We start from the raw sequence: 19,250 nt of genomic DNA on the forward strand, positions 1-19,250 counted from the left end.
CGCACATTGCAATGGATATGAGGCAGACGAAAGAACTTGCAGATCGTCTCGAGGACATTCTTCCTCAAACCCAATGCACTAAATGCAGCTACCCAGATTGTCGTACCTATGCAGAAGCAATGGCAACTGGTGAGGCTTTACCCAATCGCTGCCCTCCTGGCGGAGTAGAAGGCATCAAGCGGCTGAGCGCAATTCTGACGCCCACCTTTCCTCAAGATGCGTTTGCACTACATCCCAGCATTGATCCTGAATGCGGCTCAGAGCGCCCTAGACCCGTTGCATTCATCGACCCTAAGACTTGTATTGGTTGCACGCTTTGTATTCAGGCTTGTCCTGTAGATGCAATTGTGGGAGCCTCTAAGCAGATGCATGTGGTCTTAAGTGATTGGTGTACGGGTTGTGATCTCTGTATTCCTCCTTGCCCTGTAGACTGCATCACTATGCAAGATGTCACTGATCAAAATACTGGCTGGGATGCTTGGTCTCCAGAGTTAGCGGATGCAGCGCGCGCAAGATATGCAACTCGTAATGTACGATTGGATCGCGAGCAACGTGACAATGATGAGCGGCTGGCAAAGAAGGCTGCCGCCAAACTAGTTGCAGTAAATGCAGAGAATCCTGATTCAGATGCTGCCCTAAAAGAGCAGGAAAGAAAGCGGGCCATCATTACCGCTGCGATCGCGCGAGCTCAACAACAAAAATGATGAATCTTGAAAAGCGCCAAGCTTTCTTTGAGCTACTCAGAGAAAACAATCCCCATCCAGAAACTGAATTGGAATATAGCTCTCCGTTTGAACTGCTCATTGCTGTATTGCTATCGGCACAAGCAACTGATATTTCAGTAAACAAAGGTACGCGTCAGCTATTTAAGATTGCCAACACGCCTCAAGCCCTTCTGGATCTGGGTGAGCAAGGTGTGAAGCCCTTTATCCAACACATTGGCTTATTCAACTCCAAGGGCAAGCATATTCAAGAGACTTGTCGACTACTGCTTGAAAAGTATGGTGGTGAAGTGCCTCAAAATCGCGAAGAGCTAGAGTTACTCCCAGGCGTTGGCAGAAAGACTGCGAACGTGATTCTCAATACCGCCTTTGGTCAACCTACTATGGCAGTCGATACCCATATTTTTAGGGTCTCAAACCGAACTGGTTTGGCGCCCGGTAAAGATGTTCTGAAAGTTGAAGAGCAATTGCTCAAACGCATCCCAAATGAGTTTTTAATGGATGCGCATCATTGGCTCATTCTGCATGGCAGATACACCTGTAAAGCCCGAACGCCTGATTGTGAACAATGTATTGTTGAGCCCCTCTGTGGCTTTAAACAGAAAACTGGCAAAGGAAAAGTTCGTGGCAATATTTAATCCCACCCGCGAAGAGGTAAGGCGCTTTTTTTGTGACACCTGGAAGAAGAAAACCGGAGATCAAATTCTGACGCCAATGGAGACGCTTGCTAGCGACTGGATGGCTGAGCACCCCGAATATCATGCCCTCCTAGCTGATCCAGAGGGGGCAATTGCGCAAGACTACACGCCAGAACGTGGTGAGACCAATCCCTTTTTGCACCTGTCGATGCACCTATCGATTAGTGAACAAATCTCGATCGATCAACCTCCAGGTATTAAGGAAGTTTCTGAAAAGCTAGCAAAGAAAAAAGGGTCTGCACATGAAGCTCAGCACGCCATGATGGAATGCTTGGGACAAGTTATGTGGGAGGCGCAACGTGAGTCTCGCCCACTGAGTCCTGAGAAATATCTTGAGGCGCTCCAGAAGTTAATCTAGTGGCTACGCTTCACTAGCATTCGCTTGCTCAGGATTACAGTAGAGACAACTAAGAAAGCAAAGACCATATTCATTACGGTGATGCGGTCATCCAAGAAAAAACTTGAGGCCAGCAGCGTACAAAAAGGCTGGATTAATTGAACTTGACTGACTCTTGCAATTCCACCGATAGCAAGACCTTCGTACCAAAAGAAAAAGCCTAAATACATCGGAAATATACTCAGGTATACAAAGCTTGTCCAAGCAACTACATCAGCACCCCAATACGATGAAGAAAATGTGAAATAAGTTGCCACGATATTAATCGGTAATGAAATCACTAGCGCCCAAGAAATTACTACCCGCGGATTCATCTTTCGAGATAGCTCCCCGCCCTCCACATACCCCACGCAAGCGCAAATGCCGCCCAGTACCAGCAGGATATCCACATAGGTAAAACTTCCGGAACTTTTTAGAAGGGCATACATCATTACCAATGCAGCACCCAAGATAGATACAAGCCAAAAACCAAAAGAGGGGCGCTCCTTGAAACGGATGACCCCGATTACTGTAGTAGCTAAAGGCATCATTCCCAAAATAACGGCACCATGTGAAGATGAACCCTCCTTCATAGCCAGGGTAGTAAAAATTGGAAATCCAAAAACTACGCCCAGTGCAATCACAGCAAACTTCACTAAGTCAGCTTTACTGGGGAGTGGTACTTGCTTATATGCAAGATAGCTTAAGGCAACTAAACCAGCTAAAGAAGCCCTACCAAAAGCAATGAAGTAAGGATTAAAGCTTTCAACGGTAATCTTACTTACCGGCAAGGTGAGACTAAAAACGAGAATGCCAATAAAGCCAATGAGCATTCCCTTTGTCTCTTTATTCACTATTACCCTTGGGAGAAAAACGCTACTAAACAATTTTAGGAAAGCGTGGCAATAGCGGCTTTGATTGCTGCAGGCAATTGACTGGCAAGCTGCCGGCGTTCCGTAAGTTTACTGAGAGATAATTCTTGAACTCTTTTTGACCACGCAGATCCTGGAAAGAAGGCATCGTCTTTATACCTCGGAATCACATGCCAATGTATGTGGGGAACCATATTGCCTAAGGCTGCAATATTGACCTTATCTGGACACATCACATGCCTTATGGCTTCCTCTACCGCAAAGACTAGAGACATCAGATGTTCGCGCTCACCATAGGCCAGATCAGTCATCTCAGCGACATGATGATTCCAGATCACACGGCAAAAGCCAGGCAGGTCAGGATCATTCACCAGGATGACTCGGCAGTCATCTCCACGCCAAATCAATTGACCCTCTTCAGGCCTAAGATCTTCTTTACAGAGTACGCAATTGGTCATGGGAAGAATGTAAACGAAAACGGCACCTAAGTCACCCTTATGGGGTAATTTAGATGCCGCGACAGTAAGAGTAGATTCCTTTACTGTTCTATTACGAACTACTTAGGGATTGTTTAGTGAAACTGTTCTTCCTCTGTAGAACCAGTCAATGCAGTGACTGAAGACTTACCACCTTGAATTACTGTAGTGACATCGTCAAAGTAACCAGTACCTACTTCTTGCTGATGCGATACGAATGTGTAACCACGATCACGAGCAGCGAATTCTGGCTCTTGTACTTTCTCGATGTAGGCAGTCATACCGCGCTTCATATAGTCTTGAGCCAAGTCGAACATGTTGTACCACATGGAGTGAATACCAGCCAAAGTGATGAACTGATACTTGTAACCCATTGCGCCTAATTCGCGCTGGAACTTCGCAATCGTTGCATCATCCAAGTTCTTCTTCCAATTGAAAGATGGTGAGCAGTTGTATGCCAACATCTTGCCTGGGAACTTTGCACGAATTGCTTCAGCGAACTGACGAGCAAAATCTAAATCCGGTGTACCTGTTTCACACCACACCATATCAGCGTAGGCGGCATATGCCAAGCCACGGGAGATCGCTTGATCCAAGCCCTTACGTGTTTTGTAAAAGCCTTCTGGAGTGCGCTCACCCGTCAAGAATGGCTTGTCATTTGCGTCGTAATCCGATGTCAACAAGTCGGCAGCTTCAGCATCAGTACGAGCCAAGATAATCGTTGAAACACCCATTACGTCAGCTGCCAAACGTGCAGAAATCAATTTCTGTACTGACTCAGCTGTAGGCAGCAATACTTTGCCACCCAAGTGACCGCACTTCTTAACGGAAGATAATTGATCTTCAAAGTGAACACCAGCTGCACCCTGCTTAATTAATGCTTTGCTTAATTCGAATGCATTCAATACACCACCGAAACCAGCTTCAGCATCAGCAACGATGGGAGCAAAATACTCGATATAGCCAGCATCGCCCTTGTAGATACCTTTAGCAGTTTGGATCTCATCTGCACGTTGAAATGAGTTATTAATTCGCTCAACCATCTTTGGAACTGAATCAACTGGATACAAAGATTGATCTGGATACATTGCTGCGTAAGAGTTACCGTCAGCAGCAACCTGCCAACCTGACAAGTAGATGGCTTGAACGCCAGCTTTAACTTGTTGCATTGCCTGTCCACCAGTCAAAGCACCTAAACAGTTCACGTAAGCTTCGTTATTCACTAATTCCCAGAGACGCTCTGCGCCATGCTTAGCCAATGTGTGCTCAATCTTCAATGAGCCGCGAAGGCGAACTACGTCTTCAGCCGTGTAACCACGAGTAATACCTTTCCAGCGTGGATTGGTATCCCAGTCCTTTTGTAGTGCTGCGATTTCTGCTTTGCGTTCGGCCATGTTTTTCTCCCTAAGTTAAACAAGTACATCCAATATCGAGACACTCATTACAGACAATAAAGTCTTATGTCTTATATAAGAGTTTAAGCATCTAGGGAAAGCATGCAAGAACTATTTCAGTATTTATTTGAATAAATTAGTTCAATAAATTCAATTACTTGAAAATATATTTTTATAATATGAAATATAAGTCCAAGCAGCGAAATAATGCCTAGCTTGAAATGTTGCACTGCATTTTGCGTATGGGAATGACTTTTCACATTGTGAAAAGAATTGAGTGTGTTAGCTAGCTTTTGGAGTGCTGATGCTTGCAACCTTAAATCCAGTCAAAATAATCATGAACTGGAGAAGGGCTACGCCAATAAATAATAGCTTTGGTAAGCCCACATCTAAAAAGATTCCAAAGATCAGCGGACTTAAGGCAGCGCCCAAATCAATACCTGAATAAACAATGCCGTAGACCCTGCCCGATGAGCCAGAGGGAGTTGCAGAGCGAATCATCAAGTCACGAGATGGTGCCGCTATTCCTAAGCCAAGTCCAATCACAATGAAAGCGATGATGATTAATTCCACAGGCACTAAACCTGTAGCCATTAAAAGACCCATGACGATATTCACAGTGAAGCAGATCGTAATGATGCGCTCGGGTACTTTTAGTTTAGTGGCAAGATAGCCACCCAGAAGCATCCCTCCAGCCCCACCCATAGACATGAGTGTTAAATAGTAATTACCAGAACTCACAGCAATGTCATAGATCTTAAAAAGCGCGGTTGGGGCAAATGATTGCAAGCCTGTAGTGGCGGCCATGCTAAAGAAAAAGAAAATCCAACAAAGCCAAACAACCGGTAGCTTCAGAAAACCAAAGGTGCTCATTGGCGCGCCATCAGGATTGCTTTGCGCATGGCTAGCTTGTGATTCTTCGCGCCTTGCATGGGCATCATCAATTAAGCGCTCTCTACCAAGCCAGAGGGTCAATAAGATCAGAGCTTCCAGCAATGCGGCAGATAGAAATGCAATCCTCCAATCAGCAATGCTTGCTACCGCCACCATAAAGGCTGGAGCAGCGGCCCAACCGATATAACCTGTTACCCCATGAATCGAGTAAGCGTAGGGCAAATTTGGTGGTGAAATTTTGTGATTAATCAGCGTGTAATCCACTGGATGGAAAACGCCATTGCCACATCCCGCAATCACTGCGCCTAGAGCCAACATGGCATAACCATTGCTTTGTGAGTAAATAAGTGCAGCCAATGCTAGCAATGCCACGCCAGCAAACAAGACAGGGCGAGATCCAATACGGTCTACTAAAAATCCAGATGCTGCCTGAACAATACAAGAGACCACAAAGAAGATGGTCATGAGCAGGCCCAATTCGGCGTAGTTAAAGCCGAACTCTGCTTTCAACCATGGGAACATGGGAGGCAGAATTAGATGAAAGAAATGGGAACTGCCGTGAGCCAGGCTAATGAGACCAACAACCCGGACATCACTGGCGCGCCTATTTTTTAGAACGTCAATCATGTACCGAGTTTACTGGCGCAGGCATATTCCTGCAAATTTGCTGATGAATTACTTGCTAAAACTGAAATCGCCGTTCTTATCAACGCCCACAGGAACCGTGTCCTTAGGGCCAAACTTACCTTCCAAGATCATCTTGGAAACTGGGTTCTCGATATATTGCTGAATCGCACGCTTTAGTGGTCTTGCTCCAAATACAGGATCAAAACCGACTTCAGCAATCTTGCTTAAAGCAGCATCACTCACATCCATCTGCATATCGATCTTAGCTAAACGATCTGACAAGTTCTTGAGCAAGATCTTCGCGATATTTGCAATGTTGCCTTTATCCAAACCATGAAAGACGACGATCTCATCAATCCGGTTCAAGAACTCAGGACGGAAATGACTCTTTAGCTCTTCAAATACCGCTTCTTTAATCTCCAACTGCTTCTTACCAACCATCGACTGAATCAGATGTGAGCCAATATTGCTGGTCATCACAATCACGGTGTTCTTAAAGTCTACGGTACGACCTTGACCATCCGTTAAGCGGCCATCGTCCAATACTTGCAAGAGCACATTGAAGACATCTGGATGCGCTTTTTCAATCTCATCAAACAAGATGACGCTGTATGGATGGCGACGTACTTGTTCAGTTAAGTAACCGCCTTCTTCGTAGCCTACATAGCCTGGAGGCGCACCGATTAAACGAGCAACGCTATGCTTCTCCATAAACTCACTCATATCAATACGAATGAGGTGCTCTTCACTATCAAATAAGAAACCGGCCAAGGCTTTACAAAGCTCAGTCTTACCAACACCTGTAGGCCCCAAGAATAAGAATGAGCCATAAGGACGATTCTCTTCAGAAAGACCTGCGCGGGAACGACGAATAGCATCAGATACCGCACGAATAGCCTCTTCTTGGCCAACTACGCGTTGATGTAATAACTCCTCCATCTTGAGTAATTTATCGCGCTCACCCTGCATCATCTTTGATACCGGAATTCCTGTTGCACGAGAAACTACTTCAGCAATTTCTTCTGCGCCGACTTGTGTTCGTAAGAGCTTGTTCTTTACTACGCCATCTTTACTTCCTTTTGCTTCCGCTGCCGCAGCGGACTTGAGCTTTGCCTCGAGCTCAGGTAATTTTCCATATTGCAATTCCGCAACTTGCTCTAGCTTTCCCTCACGCTGCAACTTATTGATATCTGCGCGAACTTTTTCGATCTCCTCTTTGAGATGGGCGGCGCCTAAAACAGCACCTTTTTCCGCTTTCCAGATTTCTTCTAAATCAGCATACTCAGCACCCAAGCGCTTGATCTCATCTTCAATCAAGCCAAGACGTTTTTGTGATGCCTCATCTTTTTCCTTCTTAACTGCTTCACGCTCAATCTTGAGTTGAATCAGACGACGCTCCAACTTATCCATGACCTCTGGCTTGGAATCAATCTCCATCCGAATACGTGAGCCAGCCTCATCAATGAGGTCGATAGCCTTATCTGGCAAGAAACGATCGGTAATATAGCGGTGAGACAGCTCTGCTGCTGCCACGATGGCAGGGTCAGTAATCTCAATACCATGGTGAAGCTCGTAACGCTCTTGTAAACCGCGCAAGATGGCAATAGTCGCTTCTACACTAGGCTCTTCCACCATCACCTTTTGGAAGCGGCGCTCAAGTGCGGCATCCTTCTCAATATACTTGCGGTATTCATCTAGAGTGGTCGCGCCGATGCAATGTAATTCACCACGAGCCAGAGCAGGCTTAAGCATATTACCGGCATCCATTGCGCCATCACCCTTACCTGCACCAACCATCGTATGAATCTCATCAATAAAGATGATGGTTTGACCTTCGTCCTTAGCGACATCACTTAAAACAGCCTTGAGACGTTCCTCGAACTCACCACGGTACTTTGCGCCCGCTAGTAACAAAGCCATATCCAATACTAGGACACGCTTGTTCTTGAGGGTTTCAGGAACTTCACCGTTGACGATACGCTGGGCTAAGCCCTCCACAATGGCAGTCTTACCAACCCCTGGCTCACCAATAAGGACTGGGTTATTCTTACCACGACGCTGCAGAATCTGAATGGTGCGACGAATCTCATCATCACGGCCAATCACAGGATCGAGCTTACCCATGCGAGCACGCTCAGTTAAATCAATGGTGTATTTCTTTAAGGCCTCACGCTGACCTTCGGCATCCGCACTATTCACTGACTCTCCTCCGCGTACTACATTAATAGCTGCTTCTAACGATTTACGATTTAAACCATTTTCCCGAGCAATCTTGCCGAGCTCGCCTTTATCATCCGCCACAACTAATAAAAATAACTCGCCAGCAATAAATTGATCATTACGCTTATTGGCTTCTTTTTCACATAAGTTCAGCCAGTTGCTTAAATCCCGCCCAAGCTGAACTTCCCCGCCAGTGCCCTGCACTTCTGGAAGATTAGCAATGAGTTTCTCGGTTGCCTTCTCAAGGCCCGGCACATTGACGCCAGCGCGTGTCAATAAACTCTTGGCACCACCATCTGAATCGCGCAGCATTGCTAGCAGCAAATGGGCTGGCTCGATATATTGATTGTCTTTTGCTAAAGCCAGGCTTTGCGCCTCACTGAGTGCTTCTTGGAACTTCGTAGTTAATTTATCTATTCTCATTTTTAAGTCCTATCTACTCTATCTATTTTTATGCGTTTATATCTATAGAATATAGGGGCATTCTGCATAATTTCAAGTCTGTTAGACCTCTTTTTAAGTGAATTGATCCCTATTTTGACCTGGCTTGTTTATCTCCTGGAGTGCTCTGATGGCAGCTACTACGCTGGCATTACAAACCGCTTAGAACATCGTTTGGCAGCTCATAACTCTGGGGAAGGTGCTCGTTATACGAGGGCTCGCAGACCAGTAATCCTTTTAGCAAGCCAAGAGCACCCAGATCGATCTGAGGCATCTAAAGCCGAGGCTAGATTAAAGAAGCTAGCAAGATCAGAAAAGCTGGGATTTTTTAAAGTCTAGGTTTTTAGCGCTTATTTACGCCGTGTCTTTGACCACTAAAGGAATCACCTGACTCTTAAAGCTTCCAGCCAGTGCTTTTTTCAAGATCTTGTAAATATCCAGATCAAAATCAGCGTCCCCTGAGTCAGCCAACTCATAGAGCTCTTCTTCGTTGATCGCTGTACCTAAATAACGCCAACGATCCACAACGTGCATGTGGCCAGCCTCTTTTACTGCCACTGGTCCCGGGTATGGCCAGACTTGAACCTGAAATAATTCCAGAGCAGTTTTAAGCTGAAGATTATGCAATTCGATAGGAGAACCTCCAATACAGGCACCACCGCATTGCTTTACTTGATAACCAAAGCAAGCCTTACCTTCAATCCGCTTCTCTAGACCAAGCAGCGCCTCACAGAGGCGGTATTTTTTTGCAATGGCTTTAAGGTAGGCATTGGCCTCTCGCTTGCTATAAAACAAACCAAACAAGTTATCTTGAATGCCAGGGTCTAGTTCACGATGACCTACTAGATGAGGAGTGAGTACACCATCCTCAGTAAACTCCAATTTCCAGGCGCAGAGATCCTTTGAGCGGCGTAGTTTGATGTTCATGCTGGGCATGCGCTCTTTAATGAGGCGCGATTCTAAAATCAATGCGCCCAACTCTCCGCTAGTTTCAATCCAATCAATATCTCTGACTTGCATCGAGAGCTTCATTTCCTTGCGCTGGGTGAGCGCCCCTTGAAAATGGCCCATCACCCTGCTACGCAGAGAAATACTTTTACCGATATACAGCGGAATTTGATTCTCACCATAAAAAATGTAGCAGCCAGGTTTTTCTGGAATCGAGTCCACTAGTGCTTTATCAATATTAGGCGGTAAGCTTGGATTACCAATGAGTTGATTTACCGCTTTGAGAAGCGCTTCACGCCCCAGCTTTTCTTCGCAAACGCGCCAAAACTGAAGCAACAAATCAGCGTCACCCAATGCACGGTGCCGCGCGCTAATTTTGAGACGGTGGGCACTAATGATGGTATCGAGATTATGTCTTGCCTGATCAGGAAATAGTAAACGGGAGAGCTTTACAGTACAAAGTACTTTGGGCTTGAAGTCGATGCCCACACGCTTAAAGGATGCCTTCAAAAATCCGTAATCAAAACGGGCGTTGTGGGCTACAAAAATCTTACCCTCGAGCTCGCGAGCAATCTCTGTCGCCAAGCCCTCAAAGGCAGGCTGCTGACTAACCATCTGGGGTCTAATACCCGTCAAATTTTGGATGTTCTGCGGAATAAATGTCTGGGGATTGACGAGACTTTCCCAAGTCTGTACCTGATCATGGATCAGCGATTTGATACCAACCTCGGTAATACGATCGCGCTCAAAATTTGAGCCCGTAGTCTCAATATCAACAAATGCTAATGGAGGATATTCATAGCCACTTGATGACATGAGAACTGAAGAATTACTTTTTACCTTGATACTTGGCGATACTCGCCTTTAGGTCGCTGTACTCTTCACAACCGAAGAGACAAGCCTTATCAAGTCTTGCTAACATCGCCTCTGCTCCAGGCAAGTCTTTCTTCATCAAAAGTAACTCGCCGTAGTACTCTAAAGCTGATCTATGACTTGGATCAATCTTCAATGCTGCCTGGTAATACTTTTCAGATGAAGCTAAATCTGGTGGTTGCTTTTTGCGCAAACTGTATCCCATCAGATTGTTCCAGTCTGCAGAGTTGACTTCGTTTGCCGACTGTAATTGTTTTAATGCCTGCTCATAACTATTGGATTTGATGCTGGCGCGGGCATCTGTTAGCCAAGCTGGATCAGATTTAGTTGGGGCGCTATCAGCAGCCAAGGAAACTACCCATGGTGCTATTGCAAGCAGAATAGAGGCCAATAGTTTGCTAGCGAAATTCCATTTCATTACCTGCATCATTAAGATCCTTGTTGTTGTCCTGCTTTATGTAAGTAGTCACCAAAGCTAAAAATGGAGTTGGGTCCCAAAGGTACATCCTCCACCTTCTTAAATGGCGCCTTGATTACTCTCTGCACTTCACCTTTAGAGGGCTTTTCAATTCTAAATTCGGAGTAAACAAAAGTCTGGCGTTCGGGAGCAGTTTTCGCTTCACTAAATCGCGGTACGTAATCTTTAATGGCATCGGATAGGTTCACATTCGCCATACAGCTGAGCATATAAGCCTCCAAAGATTGATAAAGTTCGCTAGCGATATCGCAAGCCTCAACTTTGCGCTTTTTGATGTAATTCATTGCTAGGACCACATCTTTAATGGTGACCATGCGGGGATCCTGCAGTAGTGTGTAACCCCCATTGCGACCTTTTGTACCCTTCACGATTCCAGCTGCACGCAATGCGCTGAGCAATAACTCTATTCTGCTCACAGACAATTTTTGGCGCTGCGCCAGCTCTAAGCCGGTAACTGGCTGAGCACCGTTGGAATGAGATGCAATATCAACCAAGGTGTTGAGAGCGGCTTTTACTGCTGTATTAACGTTCATGATGGATTTAGCAAATATGTTGAATTAAGCAAAGTATCAAGTTGAATCCATATTTCTGCAGAGTACCAAGTTTTAACCCTCTTGAACTCATGGTTGTAGTCAACCCAAGTAAGGCTTGAGCTCAGCAATCAGATTTTTAAATTGCTCACGCCTGAGAAACTGGCCAACTTCCACCCTCCGCCCCGTCTGCTCAACAAAAAACACTTTTTGGTGCTCATCTGGGTGCGATAGTCTGACCCAGCGAGTATTAAATTCAGTTACCGACTCTTTGTAGGCAATAAATTTCCTGACCAATAAGCGGGTCCCGCTGATTTCTATTTCCTCATAATCCAAAGCATGTCGGCAGTAAATCAAAAAGCCCGCAGTGACTGCAGTTAACTCTATTGCAGTAAAGATCAGGATAATTTTTACGCCAGCCAACAAAAAGCCGGTTGCTACGGTTAAGGAAAGGCAAATCAAGGCGATGTAGAACTTGAGCAATTGACTCGGAGTCAATGCACAGTTGCGCCTCATCTTCCAGATTTTCATTCTTTGATGTCAGTCTCAGTCAGACTTGAAGTCTAGTGCTTGGCAGATTGAGCTTGTTTGGCCTTTTCCAACTGATCAGCACTACGCTGCTGAAAATCAACCATGGTGTGGTAGCCCATTTGGTAGCAAGGGCAATGTTTACCCAAAATCCAGCGTGCGAGCTTAACCCGTAACTTTTTCATCATGTTTATTCTCCTGTGAGTAGTGCATATTTTGGCTGATATCCAGGATTACTGCTGAACACAGCGCCATTTCGACTGCTCAGCAAACTAAACGCAAATCCTTTAAATTAAACCCATGACAACATCCTCTTCGACAGCCCGCTGGATTCCTCTTTTCCCCTTGGGGACTACCCTCTTTCCGGGTGGTGTAATTGCCCTCAAAATCTTTGAAGCGCGTTATTTAGACATGATGAAACGATGCCTGCGCGAAGATACTCCTTTTGGGGTTATCAGCATTCTTGATAACAAGCCAACTGAATCAGATGCTGATGCCATTGCTAACTTCTCAAATATTGGCACCTTAGCAAAATTGGAAGAGTTTGATGCGATTCAGCCCGCGCTATATATGACCAAGTCCTATGGAACGCAACGCTTCAAAGTCCTGAACATCAAGCAAGAACCTGATGGCCTGTGGATGGGCCAAGTTGAACTGATGGATGCTGACCCAGAAATACCATTAGCAAAAGAGCATGAAAACGTAGCAGCACTTCTAAATGAGATTATTTCCGTTATCAAAAGCGAAGACTTGCTGGGTGAAGATGCATTCAAAATGCCGATGAACCCAGATGATTGTGGTTGGGTGTCTAACCGTTTGGCTGAGCTCTTGCCGCTCCCCCCGGCTCAGAAGAACCACTTGCTTGCTCAAAGCAATCCCAGAATCCGGCTCGATTTAATTTCAGAGATCATTGAGGATGATGGCTTGCGTAATATCGTAATTCATTAGCAACATGATTGATGAACTCATTCGTCGGTCAATTCGAGAAATGGTGGGTGGTGGCGGTCCACCCGTAGCATTTCTGGAGCCCCCTGGTGATAGAGGTCTATTTGGCCCGGAGTCTGTAGCTTGGAAGGTGCATGCGGATTTTATTTCCATGATGATCGGTGGCATTAGCTCACTGGTATTGCAAGCCCTTCATCCAAAGGCACTCGCTGGTGTATGGGATCACTCCAGCTTCAGGCAAGACCTTAAAGGTAGACTAGGAAGAACAGCATTCTTCATTGCCGCAACTACTTACGGCTCGCATGAGATGGCGGATAAGGCTATCAATCGTGTTAATCAAATTCATCAAAAGGTCACCGGGTTTGATGAATTTAATCAACCCTATAGGGCAGATGATCCAGAACTACTTGCGTGGGTTCATCTAACAGAAACCCGGAGTTTTATGTGCTCATATGAGCCATACCGAAGTGAAACGTTAATTCCAAAGCAAAAAGATCAGTATTTCTCAGAAATGAAAATGCTCGGGGAGAGATTGGGGGCGATTGATCTACCCGACACCTATTCTGGTACAGAGCAAGCTATCAGGCAATACATCCCCCAACTTCACTACGGTGAAAGAGCTAAAAGTATCATCGGAATGCTAGATCACTTTCCTAGCACGCTCAGCGCCAAACCTTTCGTAAGCCTGATCAGTCGGGCAGGCTTTCTCAATTTGCCTGATTGGGCATATCCGATTATTCAACGGCCCCAACCAAGCCGACTAGAGCGGCTGGCCGTGCAATCTTCTATTCGACTGATGGCGGTTCCTGTGAGGGAAGCACTAAAAGATGGTGTAGCTGCTCACTCGCTCCGTAGAGTTTACGGATCAACTAAATAAGGGGATCCTGGGATTCAGGTTTAGGATTTGTAGAATCAGAAGGCTGGCTTTTTGCAGACATGAGGGGCGGCGCGCTCATTTTCTCGCCATCCCACACTTGGCCACACCAGCACTCCCCAGCCTCATTAATAATGCAAACCCCTGAGCCGCAGCAACGTTTGTCGGGTGCTTTCATGATCAACCTCTTAGTTCTGAACAATTCATAATGCAGTCTATTCTAGGGTTTTTATTGAAATAAGGTGCAACCCTAGATTTATTAGCAAAAAATGCAAAGTCTCTTATTCGAACCCTCAGAATCATCCGACCCAATCTGCCTATTGGAGAGGGATGGTCGGGCTGAGTACTTTAGTCATTTTTACAAAGCGGATGAATCTGATCATTTTTTTGACAGTTTAATGAACTCCCTTGCCTGGGAAGCAGATCAGATCAATATGTTTGGTAAGTTAGTAACAACCGCGAGAAAAGTTGCTTGGGTGGGAGATCCCCAATGCCGTTATACCTACTCGGGTATCGAAAAATTTCCTCAAGACTGGACGAAAGAGTTACTTCAAATTAAGTATCAACTTGAAGAATTGACCGGCTATAGCTATAACTCTTGCTTACTCAATCTGTATCACAATGGTGATGAAGGTATGGGTTGGCATAGTGATAATGAAAAAGAGTTAGATAACACAACTCCGATCGCATCAATCAGCCTAGGTGCTCGACGTAAATTTACATTTCGTCATAAGCAGGATAAAGCGACTGTGTCAGTATTTCTTGATCACGGTAGTCTTCTCATCATGCATGCCCCCATTCAAGATCACTGGCATCACAGCCTTTTGAAAACCAAGACTGTTGTGAACCCACGAATCAATCTCACCTTTCGCAAAATACTTCCCAAAATATGAACGGCAGCAAAGCAATCAATCGGGTAGCGGTCATTGGCGCAGGAATTGCAGGCCTTGCTTGTGCGAGAGAACTACAGTCACACGGTATATCGGTAGACGTCTTTGAAAAGAGTCGCGGTCCAAGCGGACGTATGAGTACCCGTCGCGCGCAAGACTGGTCTGCTGACCATGGTGCCCAGTACTTTACTGCCAGAGATCCTCGTTTTATTGAGGAAGTACACAGTTGGCTTCAGGCCGGCACTGCAGCTATTTGGAAACCGAAACTCAAGGTATATGAGGCCAAGACATGGCGTGACAGTCACTCACAAGATATTCGCTATGTTGGTACCCCTCATATGAACTCGCCAGGCAAGCATCTTGCTGAAGGACTCTCCATTCAATACGAGAGAACCATTTCTCAGTTGGAGCATAAGGATGATCAGTGGCATTTGCAGTGCAGTGAAGTCAATGAAATTACAGCGCTATACGATTTTGTCGTATTGGCCATACCCGCTCCTCAGGCAAGCGCTCTGCTTAAGGGGCTTGACAGTAGAGCCGCTGATATCGCTAACTCAGCGCAGATGAAGGCCTGCTGGACCATGATGGCGCACCTTCCGAATCAGCTCAATAGAGATTTTGATGCAGCATTTATTAACCAAGAAATCATTAGCTGGATTTGCCAAAACGGATCAAAGCCAATGCGTCAGGGAAGCGCGTGGACTATCCATGGAAGCCCTGACTGGAGTCAAGACCATATTGAGTTAAGTAAAGAGGATGCTCAATACCAAATGGTGCAGTGCCTGACAGCACTAGGTTTTAACTGCGAGGATGCTGAAATCAGCATGCACCGCTGGCGCTATGCCAGTGGGGGTCTAGAAAATGGAATTGGATATTTATTGCTACCTAGTATTGGCCTAGGGCTTTGTGGAGACTGGCTCAATGGCGGCAGAGTTGAGGGTGCCTGGCTCAGCGGCTTTAATCTAGCTTTAGCACTCGAACAGATAAAGAACTAAATTAGCTCCAGCGTGCCATTGCAGCATCATCAGTTACGCGGGCATCTACCCATTTGCTACCTTCTGGTGTTTCTTCTTTTTTCCAAAATGGTGCCGCGGTTTTGAGATAGTCCATGATGAACTCACAAGCAGTAAATGCTTCACCTCTATGGGCACTGGTAACTGCCACAAGAACAATTTGATCTTCAGGTAAAAGTGGTCCTACTCGATGGATGACTAGCGTCTTATAAAGATCCCAGCGGCTTCTAGCTTGCATGATGATTTCTTCTAGGGATTTTTCTGTCATACCAGGGTAGTGCTCCAGAGTCATACCCTGAACGTGACTGCCATCATTCATATCTCGGACAGTGCCCAAGAAAGTCACCACTGCACCCACTCGGGGATCATCCTTACGCAGGGCCTTCACCTCGGTTGTTAGATCAAAGTCAGCTTCTTGAATGCGGATGAAATCATTCTGCATCTCAGCCGCCAGTAACCGGAGGGAAGAAAGCGACTTCGGCACCCTCCACCAAAGGGGTGGAGTCACTCACCATCTCTTGATTTAATGCGCAACGAATCACTTTACCGCTTGCCAATACTTCGACCCAAGGATTCCCCCGTTGAACAAGGTAGCTTCTTAAGTCGGCAATGGTTTTTACTTCTGGTGGAGCATCAATACTCTCACCAGAGAGTCCGAGACCCTCTCTTAAGGAGGCGAAGAATCGTAATTCGAGTTTCATATCAGAATCCTAATACGACTAGGAAAGAAGTGCACTAAATGGAATGTACTTCACCATATCGCCAGAGTTGACTGCTTGGCCTGGTGGACAATCTACTAAACCATCGCCCCAAGAGGCGCTAGTCAGCACCCCAGAGCTTTGATTGGAGAACAGATCTAAACCACCCTGGGCATTGATCTTGACCCTCAGAAACTCATTACGACGATCAGCCTTAAGCCAATCAAAGTCAGCGCGCATGGGGTAAGACTGCGGTAAACCTGCATCCCGCCCTTGTAACTTGAGAATGAATGGGCGTACAAATAATAGGAAAGTCACAAAACTCGATACCGGGTTACCAGGTAAACCGATGAACCAAGTTTCGGCTTCAGTTTTTGCTTCGACCGCATTACTTTTTGAACTATCTGATTTGCGGACAGCACCAAAAGCTAAAGGCTTGCCAGGCTTAATAGCAATCTGCCAGAGATCGAGCCTGCCTTCAGCGCTCACTGCAGGCTTAATGTGATCTTCTTCGCCAACGGAGACGCCGCCAGATGTAATGATTAAGTCATGATCTTTGCTGGCCTTACGCAGAGTTTCTCTCGTGGCTTCAAGACTATCAGGAACAATTCCGAAATCAGTGGCATCGCAACCCAAAGATTTGATGCACGCTAATAGTGTGTCGCGATTGGAGTTATAGATACCGCCTGGTTTAAGTGGTTCACCTGGCAGGGAAAGTTCGTCACCAGTGAAAAATGCAGCAACTCTCACCTTACGTTTTACAGTTAAATGCGTTAAGCCGGCAGAGGCAGCAACTCCAAGTTCTTGTGGCCGCAGATAAGCGCCTGCAGTAAGAGCTGTTTTGCCTGCAGTCAGATCTTCGCCTCTGCGACGAATCCATTGACCTGATGTTGGTGCGATATTGACTTGGACTTGGTCGCTTGCCCCCTCTGGAGTCGAGCAATCCTCTTGCATTACAACGGCATCAGCGCCAGGTGGCACAGGGGCACCAGTAAAGATTCTGGCAGCAGTACCAGGCTCGAGCTGAGTTCCCATAGATCCCGCCGGAATACGTTGCGCAATTGTGAGTGTTTGACCTGGTGTATGAGTATCCGCTGTTCGCACTGCATAACCATCCATTGAGGTGTTATCGAGTGGAGGCACATCTACAAGACTATTTACACTTTCTGCTAGCACACGGCCTAAAGCAGCCTGCATCGCAAGAGTTTCAGTTTCGCTCACAGGCTTTGCGTGAGAAAGTAAGTGATCTAAAGCCTGCTGAGCAGTCAACATCGGAGGCTTAGTCATAGCAATGGATTTCTGAGTTAGTTGGTGTGGACGGTAATGAAGTTTTTAACTTGATTGACATCGGCATCGATATTTTCAACGCGCTGCGGCTTTGACTTGATGTCTTTGAATGCTGGTGGACATTCGGCTGGACGCCCTAATGCAACTTCAATCGTTTCTTCAAACTTAATAGGTAAAGCAGTTTCCAAAACAATCATAGGGATGCCTGCCTGCATGTGTTCGCGCGCTACCTTCACCCCATCCGCTGTATGCGTATCAATCATCACACCATACTGCGCATCAATATTGCGAATCGTTTCTAGACGATTTTCATGGGTGCTGCGGCCAGATTGAAATCCATACTGCGCAATGTCTTTAAAGACGGCATCTTTAGAAATATCAAAGCCGCCTGCCTCATCCACCTGCTTAAACATGCCGGCAGTTGCCTTGCCATCCTTGCCCATGAAATCAAATACAAAGCGCTCAAAGTTGCTCGCCTTAGAAATATCCATAGAGGGGCTGGAGGTATGCAAAGTCTCAGCAGACTTACGCGCACGATAGACGCCGGTACGGAAAAACTCATCGAGAACATCATTCTCATTGGTAGCAGCAATCAAATGTGCAATTGGCAAACCCATCATGCGGGCAATATGTCCGGCACAGATATTGCCAAAGTTGCCTGAGGGCACAGTGAATGAGACTTTTTCATCGCTAGATTTTGTAGCCAGCAGATAGCCCTGAAAGTAATACACTACCTGGGCAACTACACGACCCCAATTAATGGAGTTCACCGTACCAATTTGGTGATTCGCTTTAAAGCTATGGTCATTGCTCACTGCTTTAACAATATCCTGACAATCGTCAAATACACCAGAAACTGCTAAGTTAAAGATATTGGGGTCTTGCAGAGAATACATTTGAGCAGACTGAAATGAGCTCATCTTGCCGCGTGGTGAAAGCATAAATACCTTTACACCTTCTTTGCCACGCATTGCATATTCAGCAGCACTTCCTGTATCCCCGGATGTCGCGCCCAAAATATTGAGCTTCTGACCATTCTTCTTTAAGGCGTATTCAAAGAGATTGCCGAGCAATTGCATCGCCATATCTTTAAATGCCAATGTGGGTCCATTAGATAGGCTGAGCAAACCAATACGTGTACCTTGCTCTTCACCCAACCAATGCAATGGCGTGATGTCTTTAGCATTATCTTCAGCACGGCCATTACAGTAGACCTGCTCTGTATAGGTCTTACGTAATAGAGTACGCAGATCCGCCTCAGGAATGTCATCGCAATAAAGACTTAATACTTCATAAGCGAGATCGGCATAAGACATGCCACGCCAAGCATCTAACTGCGCTTTAGTGACTTGTGGATACTCTGTCGGCAGATATAAGCCACCGTCTGGCGCTAATCCGCCAAGCAGAATTTCTAAAAAGGATTGTTGTGGGCTATTGCCCCGGGTTGATTGGTAACGCATGTATTT

22 protein-coding genes and 1 pseudogene are annotated in these 19,250 nt (G+C 45.9%); 8 read left to right on the top strand and 15 right to left on the bottom strand.

Annotation, left to right across the window (positions count from 1 at the left end):
- Nucleotides 1-17: 17 nt before the first annotated feature.
- From rsxB to ICN26_RS09460, 3 genes and pseudogenes are all read left to right on the top strand, one after another.
- Nucleotides 18-701: pseudogene (gene rsxB / locus ICN26_RS09450) on the top strand (electron transport complex subunit RsxB); the annotation flags it as partial.
- Nucleotides 702-703: 2 nt separating this feature from the next.
- Nucleotides 704-1,360 carry an endonuclease III gene (nth, locus tag ICN26_RS09455; protein ID WP_216268456.1) on the top strand — a complete coding sequence of 219 codons (657 nt, stop codon included), beginning with the start codon at nt 704-706 and terminating at the stop codon, nt 1,358-1,360.
- Nucleotides 1,353-1,778, top strand: a complete 426-nt coding sequence (locus ICN26_RS09460) for a DUF1841 family protein (protein ID WP_216268457.1) — start codon at nt 1,353-1,355, stop codon at nt 1,776-1,778. Before nth ends, ICN26_RS09460 begins: the two co-directional genes overlap by 8 nt.
- Here the strand turns inward: ICN26_RS09460 and ICN26_RS09465 are convergent.
- The 5 genes from ICN26_RS09465 to clpB all read right to left on the bottom strand — a co-directional run bounded on the left by ICN26_RS09465 (nt 1,775) and on the right by clpB (nt 8,702).
- Entirely contained in the window at nt 1,775-2,650 is an 876-nt protein-coding gene (locus ICN26_RS09465; protein ID WP_216268159.1) for a DMT family transporter, read from the bottom strand. The genes ICN26_RS09460 and ICN26_RS09465 overlap by 4 nt on opposite strands.
- A 35-nt stretch (nt 2,651-2,685) precedes the next feature.
- Entirely contained in the window at nt 2,686-3,126 is a 441-nt protein-coding gene (locus tag ICN26_RS09470) for an HIT family protein (protein WP_216268160.1), read from the bottom strand.
- Between the two features lie 113 nt (nt 3,127-3,239).
- Nucleotides 3,240-4,538, bottom strand: coding sequence for an isocitrate lyase (aceA, locus tag ICN26_RS09475; protein ID WP_216268161.1), 1,299 nt, complete (start codon nt 4,536-4,538; stop codon nt 3,240-3,242).
- Between the two features lie 282 nt (nt 4,539-4,820).
- Nucleotides 4,821-6,059, bottom strand: a complete 1,239-nt coding sequence (locus ICN26_RS09480) for an MFS transporter (protein ID WP_216860407.1) — start codon at nt 6,057-6,059, stop codon at nt 4,821-4,823.
- A 48-nt stretch (nt 6,060-6,107) separates the two neighbouring features.
- Nucleotides 6,108-8,702: an ATP-dependent chaperone ClpB gene (gene clpB / locus ICN26_RS09485; protein WP_216268162.1), complete on the bottom strand. Its 2,595-nt coding sequence runs from the start codon at nt 8,700-8,702 to the stop codon at nt 6,108-6,110.
- Between the two features lie 114 nt (nt 8,703-8,816).
- Between clpB and ICN26_RS09490 the strand changes: the two genes are divergently transcribed.
- Nucleotides 8,817-9,059 (top strand): GIY-YIG nuclease family protein, encoded by a 243-nt coding sequence (locus ICN26_RS09490; protein WP_216268163.1) that lies wholly within the window; start codon nt 8,817-8,819, stop codon nt 9,057-9,059.
- A 15-nt stretch (nt 9,060-9,074) separates the two neighbouring features.
- On the opposite strand, the gene ICN26_RS09495 is transcribed toward ICN26_RS09490, so the two are convergent.
- The 5 genes from ICN26_RS09495 to ICN26_RS09515 form a co-directional block, all read right to left on the bottom strand.
- Nucleotides 9,075-10,484: an exonuclease domain-containing protein gene (locus ICN26_RS09495; RefSeq protein ID WP_216268164.1), complete on the bottom strand. Its 1,410-nt coding sequence runs from the start codon at nt 10,482-10,484 to the stop codon at nt 9,075-9,077.
- A gap of 13 nt (nt 10,485-10,497) precedes the next feature.
- Nucleotides 10,498-10,959, bottom strand: a complete 462-nt coding sequence (locus tag ICN26_RS09500; protein WP_223146603.1) for a tetratricopeptide repeat protein — start codon at nt 10,957-10,959, stop codon at nt 10,498-10,500.
- Nucleotides 10,960-10,970: 11 nt separating this feature from the next.
- The gene (locus ICN26_RS09505; RefSeq protein WP_216268165.1) at nt 10,971-11,552 is read right to left on the bottom strand and encodes an RrF2 family transcriptional regulator; all 582 of its coding nucleotides are present in this window, start codon (nt 11,550-11,552) and stop codon (nt 10,971-10,973) included.
- 99 nt (nt 11,553-11,651) lie between these two features.
- Nucleotides 11,652-12,080 (bottom strand): DUF2244 domain-containing protein, encoded by a 429-nt coding sequence (locus ICN26_RS09510; protein ID WP_216268166.1) that lies wholly within the window; start codon nt 12,078-12,080, stop codon nt 11,652-11,654.
- A 32-nt stretch (nt 12,081-12,112) separates the two neighbouring features.
- The gene (locus tag ICN26_RS09515) at nt 12,113-12,265 is read right to left on the bottom strand and encodes a hypothetical protein (RefSeq protein WP_216268167.1); all 153 of its coding nucleotides are present in this window, start codon (nt 12,263-12,265) and stop codon (nt 12,113-12,115) included.
- A 112-nt stretch (nt 12,266-12,377) separates the two neighbouring features.
- On the opposite strand from ICN26_RS09515, the gene ICN26_RS09520 reads away from it, so the two are divergent.
- Together ICN26_RS09520 and ICN26_RS09525 are read left to right on the top strand one after the other, a co-directional pair.
- Nucleotides 12,378-13,025, top strand: a complete 648-nt coding sequence (locus ICN26_RS09520; protein ID WP_216268168.1) for an LON peptidase substrate-binding domain-containing protein — start codon at nt 12,378-12,380, stop codon at nt 13,023-13,025.
- 4 nt (nt 13,026-13,029) lie between these two features.
- Nucleotides 13,030-13,899, top strand: a complete 870-nt coding sequence (locus tag ICN26_RS09525; RefSeq protein WP_216268169.1) for an oxygenase MpaB family protein — start codon at nt 13,030-13,032, stop codon at nt 13,897-13,899.
- Here ICN26_RS09525 and ICN26_RS09530 read toward each other — a convergent pair.
- Nucleotides 13,892-14,074 (bottom strand): hypothetical protein, encoded by a 183-nt coding sequence (locus tag ICN26_RS09530; RefSeq protein WP_216268170.1) that lies wholly within the window; start codon nt 14,072-14,074, stop codon nt 13,892-13,894. The genes ICN26_RS09525 and ICN26_RS09530 overlap by 8 nt on opposite strands.
- Nucleotides 14,075-14,165: 91 nt before the next feature.
- On the opposite strand from ICN26_RS09530, the gene ICN26_RS09535 reads away from it, so the two are divergent.
- Nucleotides 14,166-14,789, top strand: a complete 624-nt coding sequence (locus ICN26_RS09535) for an alpha-ketoglutarate-dependent dioxygenase AlkB family protein (RefSeq protein WP_216268171.1) — start codon at nt 14,166-14,168, stop codon at nt 14,787-14,789.
- Nucleotides 14,786-15,781: an NAD(P)/FAD-dependent oxidoreductase gene (locus ICN26_RS09540; protein ID WP_216268172.1), complete on the top strand. Its 996-nt coding sequence runs from the start codon at nt 14,786-14,788 to the stop codon at nt 15,779-15,781. The genes ICN26_RS09535 and ICN26_RS09540 overlap by 4 nt, the downstream gene beginning before the upstream one ends.
- A 1-nt stretch (nt 15,782) precedes the next feature.
- Here ICN26_RS09540 and moaE read toward each other — a convergent pair whose 3' ends face one another.
- From moaE to thrC, 4 genes are read right to left on the bottom strand one after another with little or no spacing between them, the layout of a single operon-like run.
- Nucleotides 15,783-16,241: a molybdopterin synthase catalytic subunit MoaE gene (gene moaE, locus ICN26_RS09545; RefSeq protein ID WP_216268173.1), complete on the bottom strand. Its 459-nt coding sequence runs from the start codon at nt 16,239-16,241 to the stop codon at nt 15,783-15,785.
- 1 nt (nt 16,242) lies between these two features.
- Nucleotides 16,243-16,500: a molybdopterin converting factor subunit 1 gene (moaD, locus tag ICN26_RS09550; protein ID WP_216268174.1), complete on the bottom strand. Its 258-nt coding sequence runs from the start codon at nt 16,498-16,500 to the stop codon at nt 16,243-16,245.
- A gap of 18 nt (nt 16,501-16,518) precedes the next feature.
- Nucleotides 16,519-17,769, bottom strand: a complete 1,251-nt coding sequence (locus ICN26_RS09555) for a molybdopterin molybdotransferase MoeA (RefSeq protein ID WP_216268460.1) — start codon at nt 17,767-17,769, stop codon at nt 16,519-16,521.
- A gap of 32 nt (nt 17,770-17,801) precedes the next feature.
- Complete coding sequence (gene thrC, locus ICN26_RS09560) at nt 17,802-19,244, bottom strand: threonine synthase (RefSeq protein ID WP_216268175.1); 1,443 nt, start codon at nt 19,242-19,244, stop codon at nt 17,802-17,804.
- Nucleotides 19,245-19,250 lie beyond the last annotated feature (6 nt).

It is taken from the genome of Polynucleobacter hallstattensis (assembly GCF_018881835.1).
Lineage (GTDB): Bacteria > Pseudomonadota > Gammaproteobacteria > Burkholderiales > Burkholderiaceae > Polynucleobacter > Polynucleobacter hallstattensis.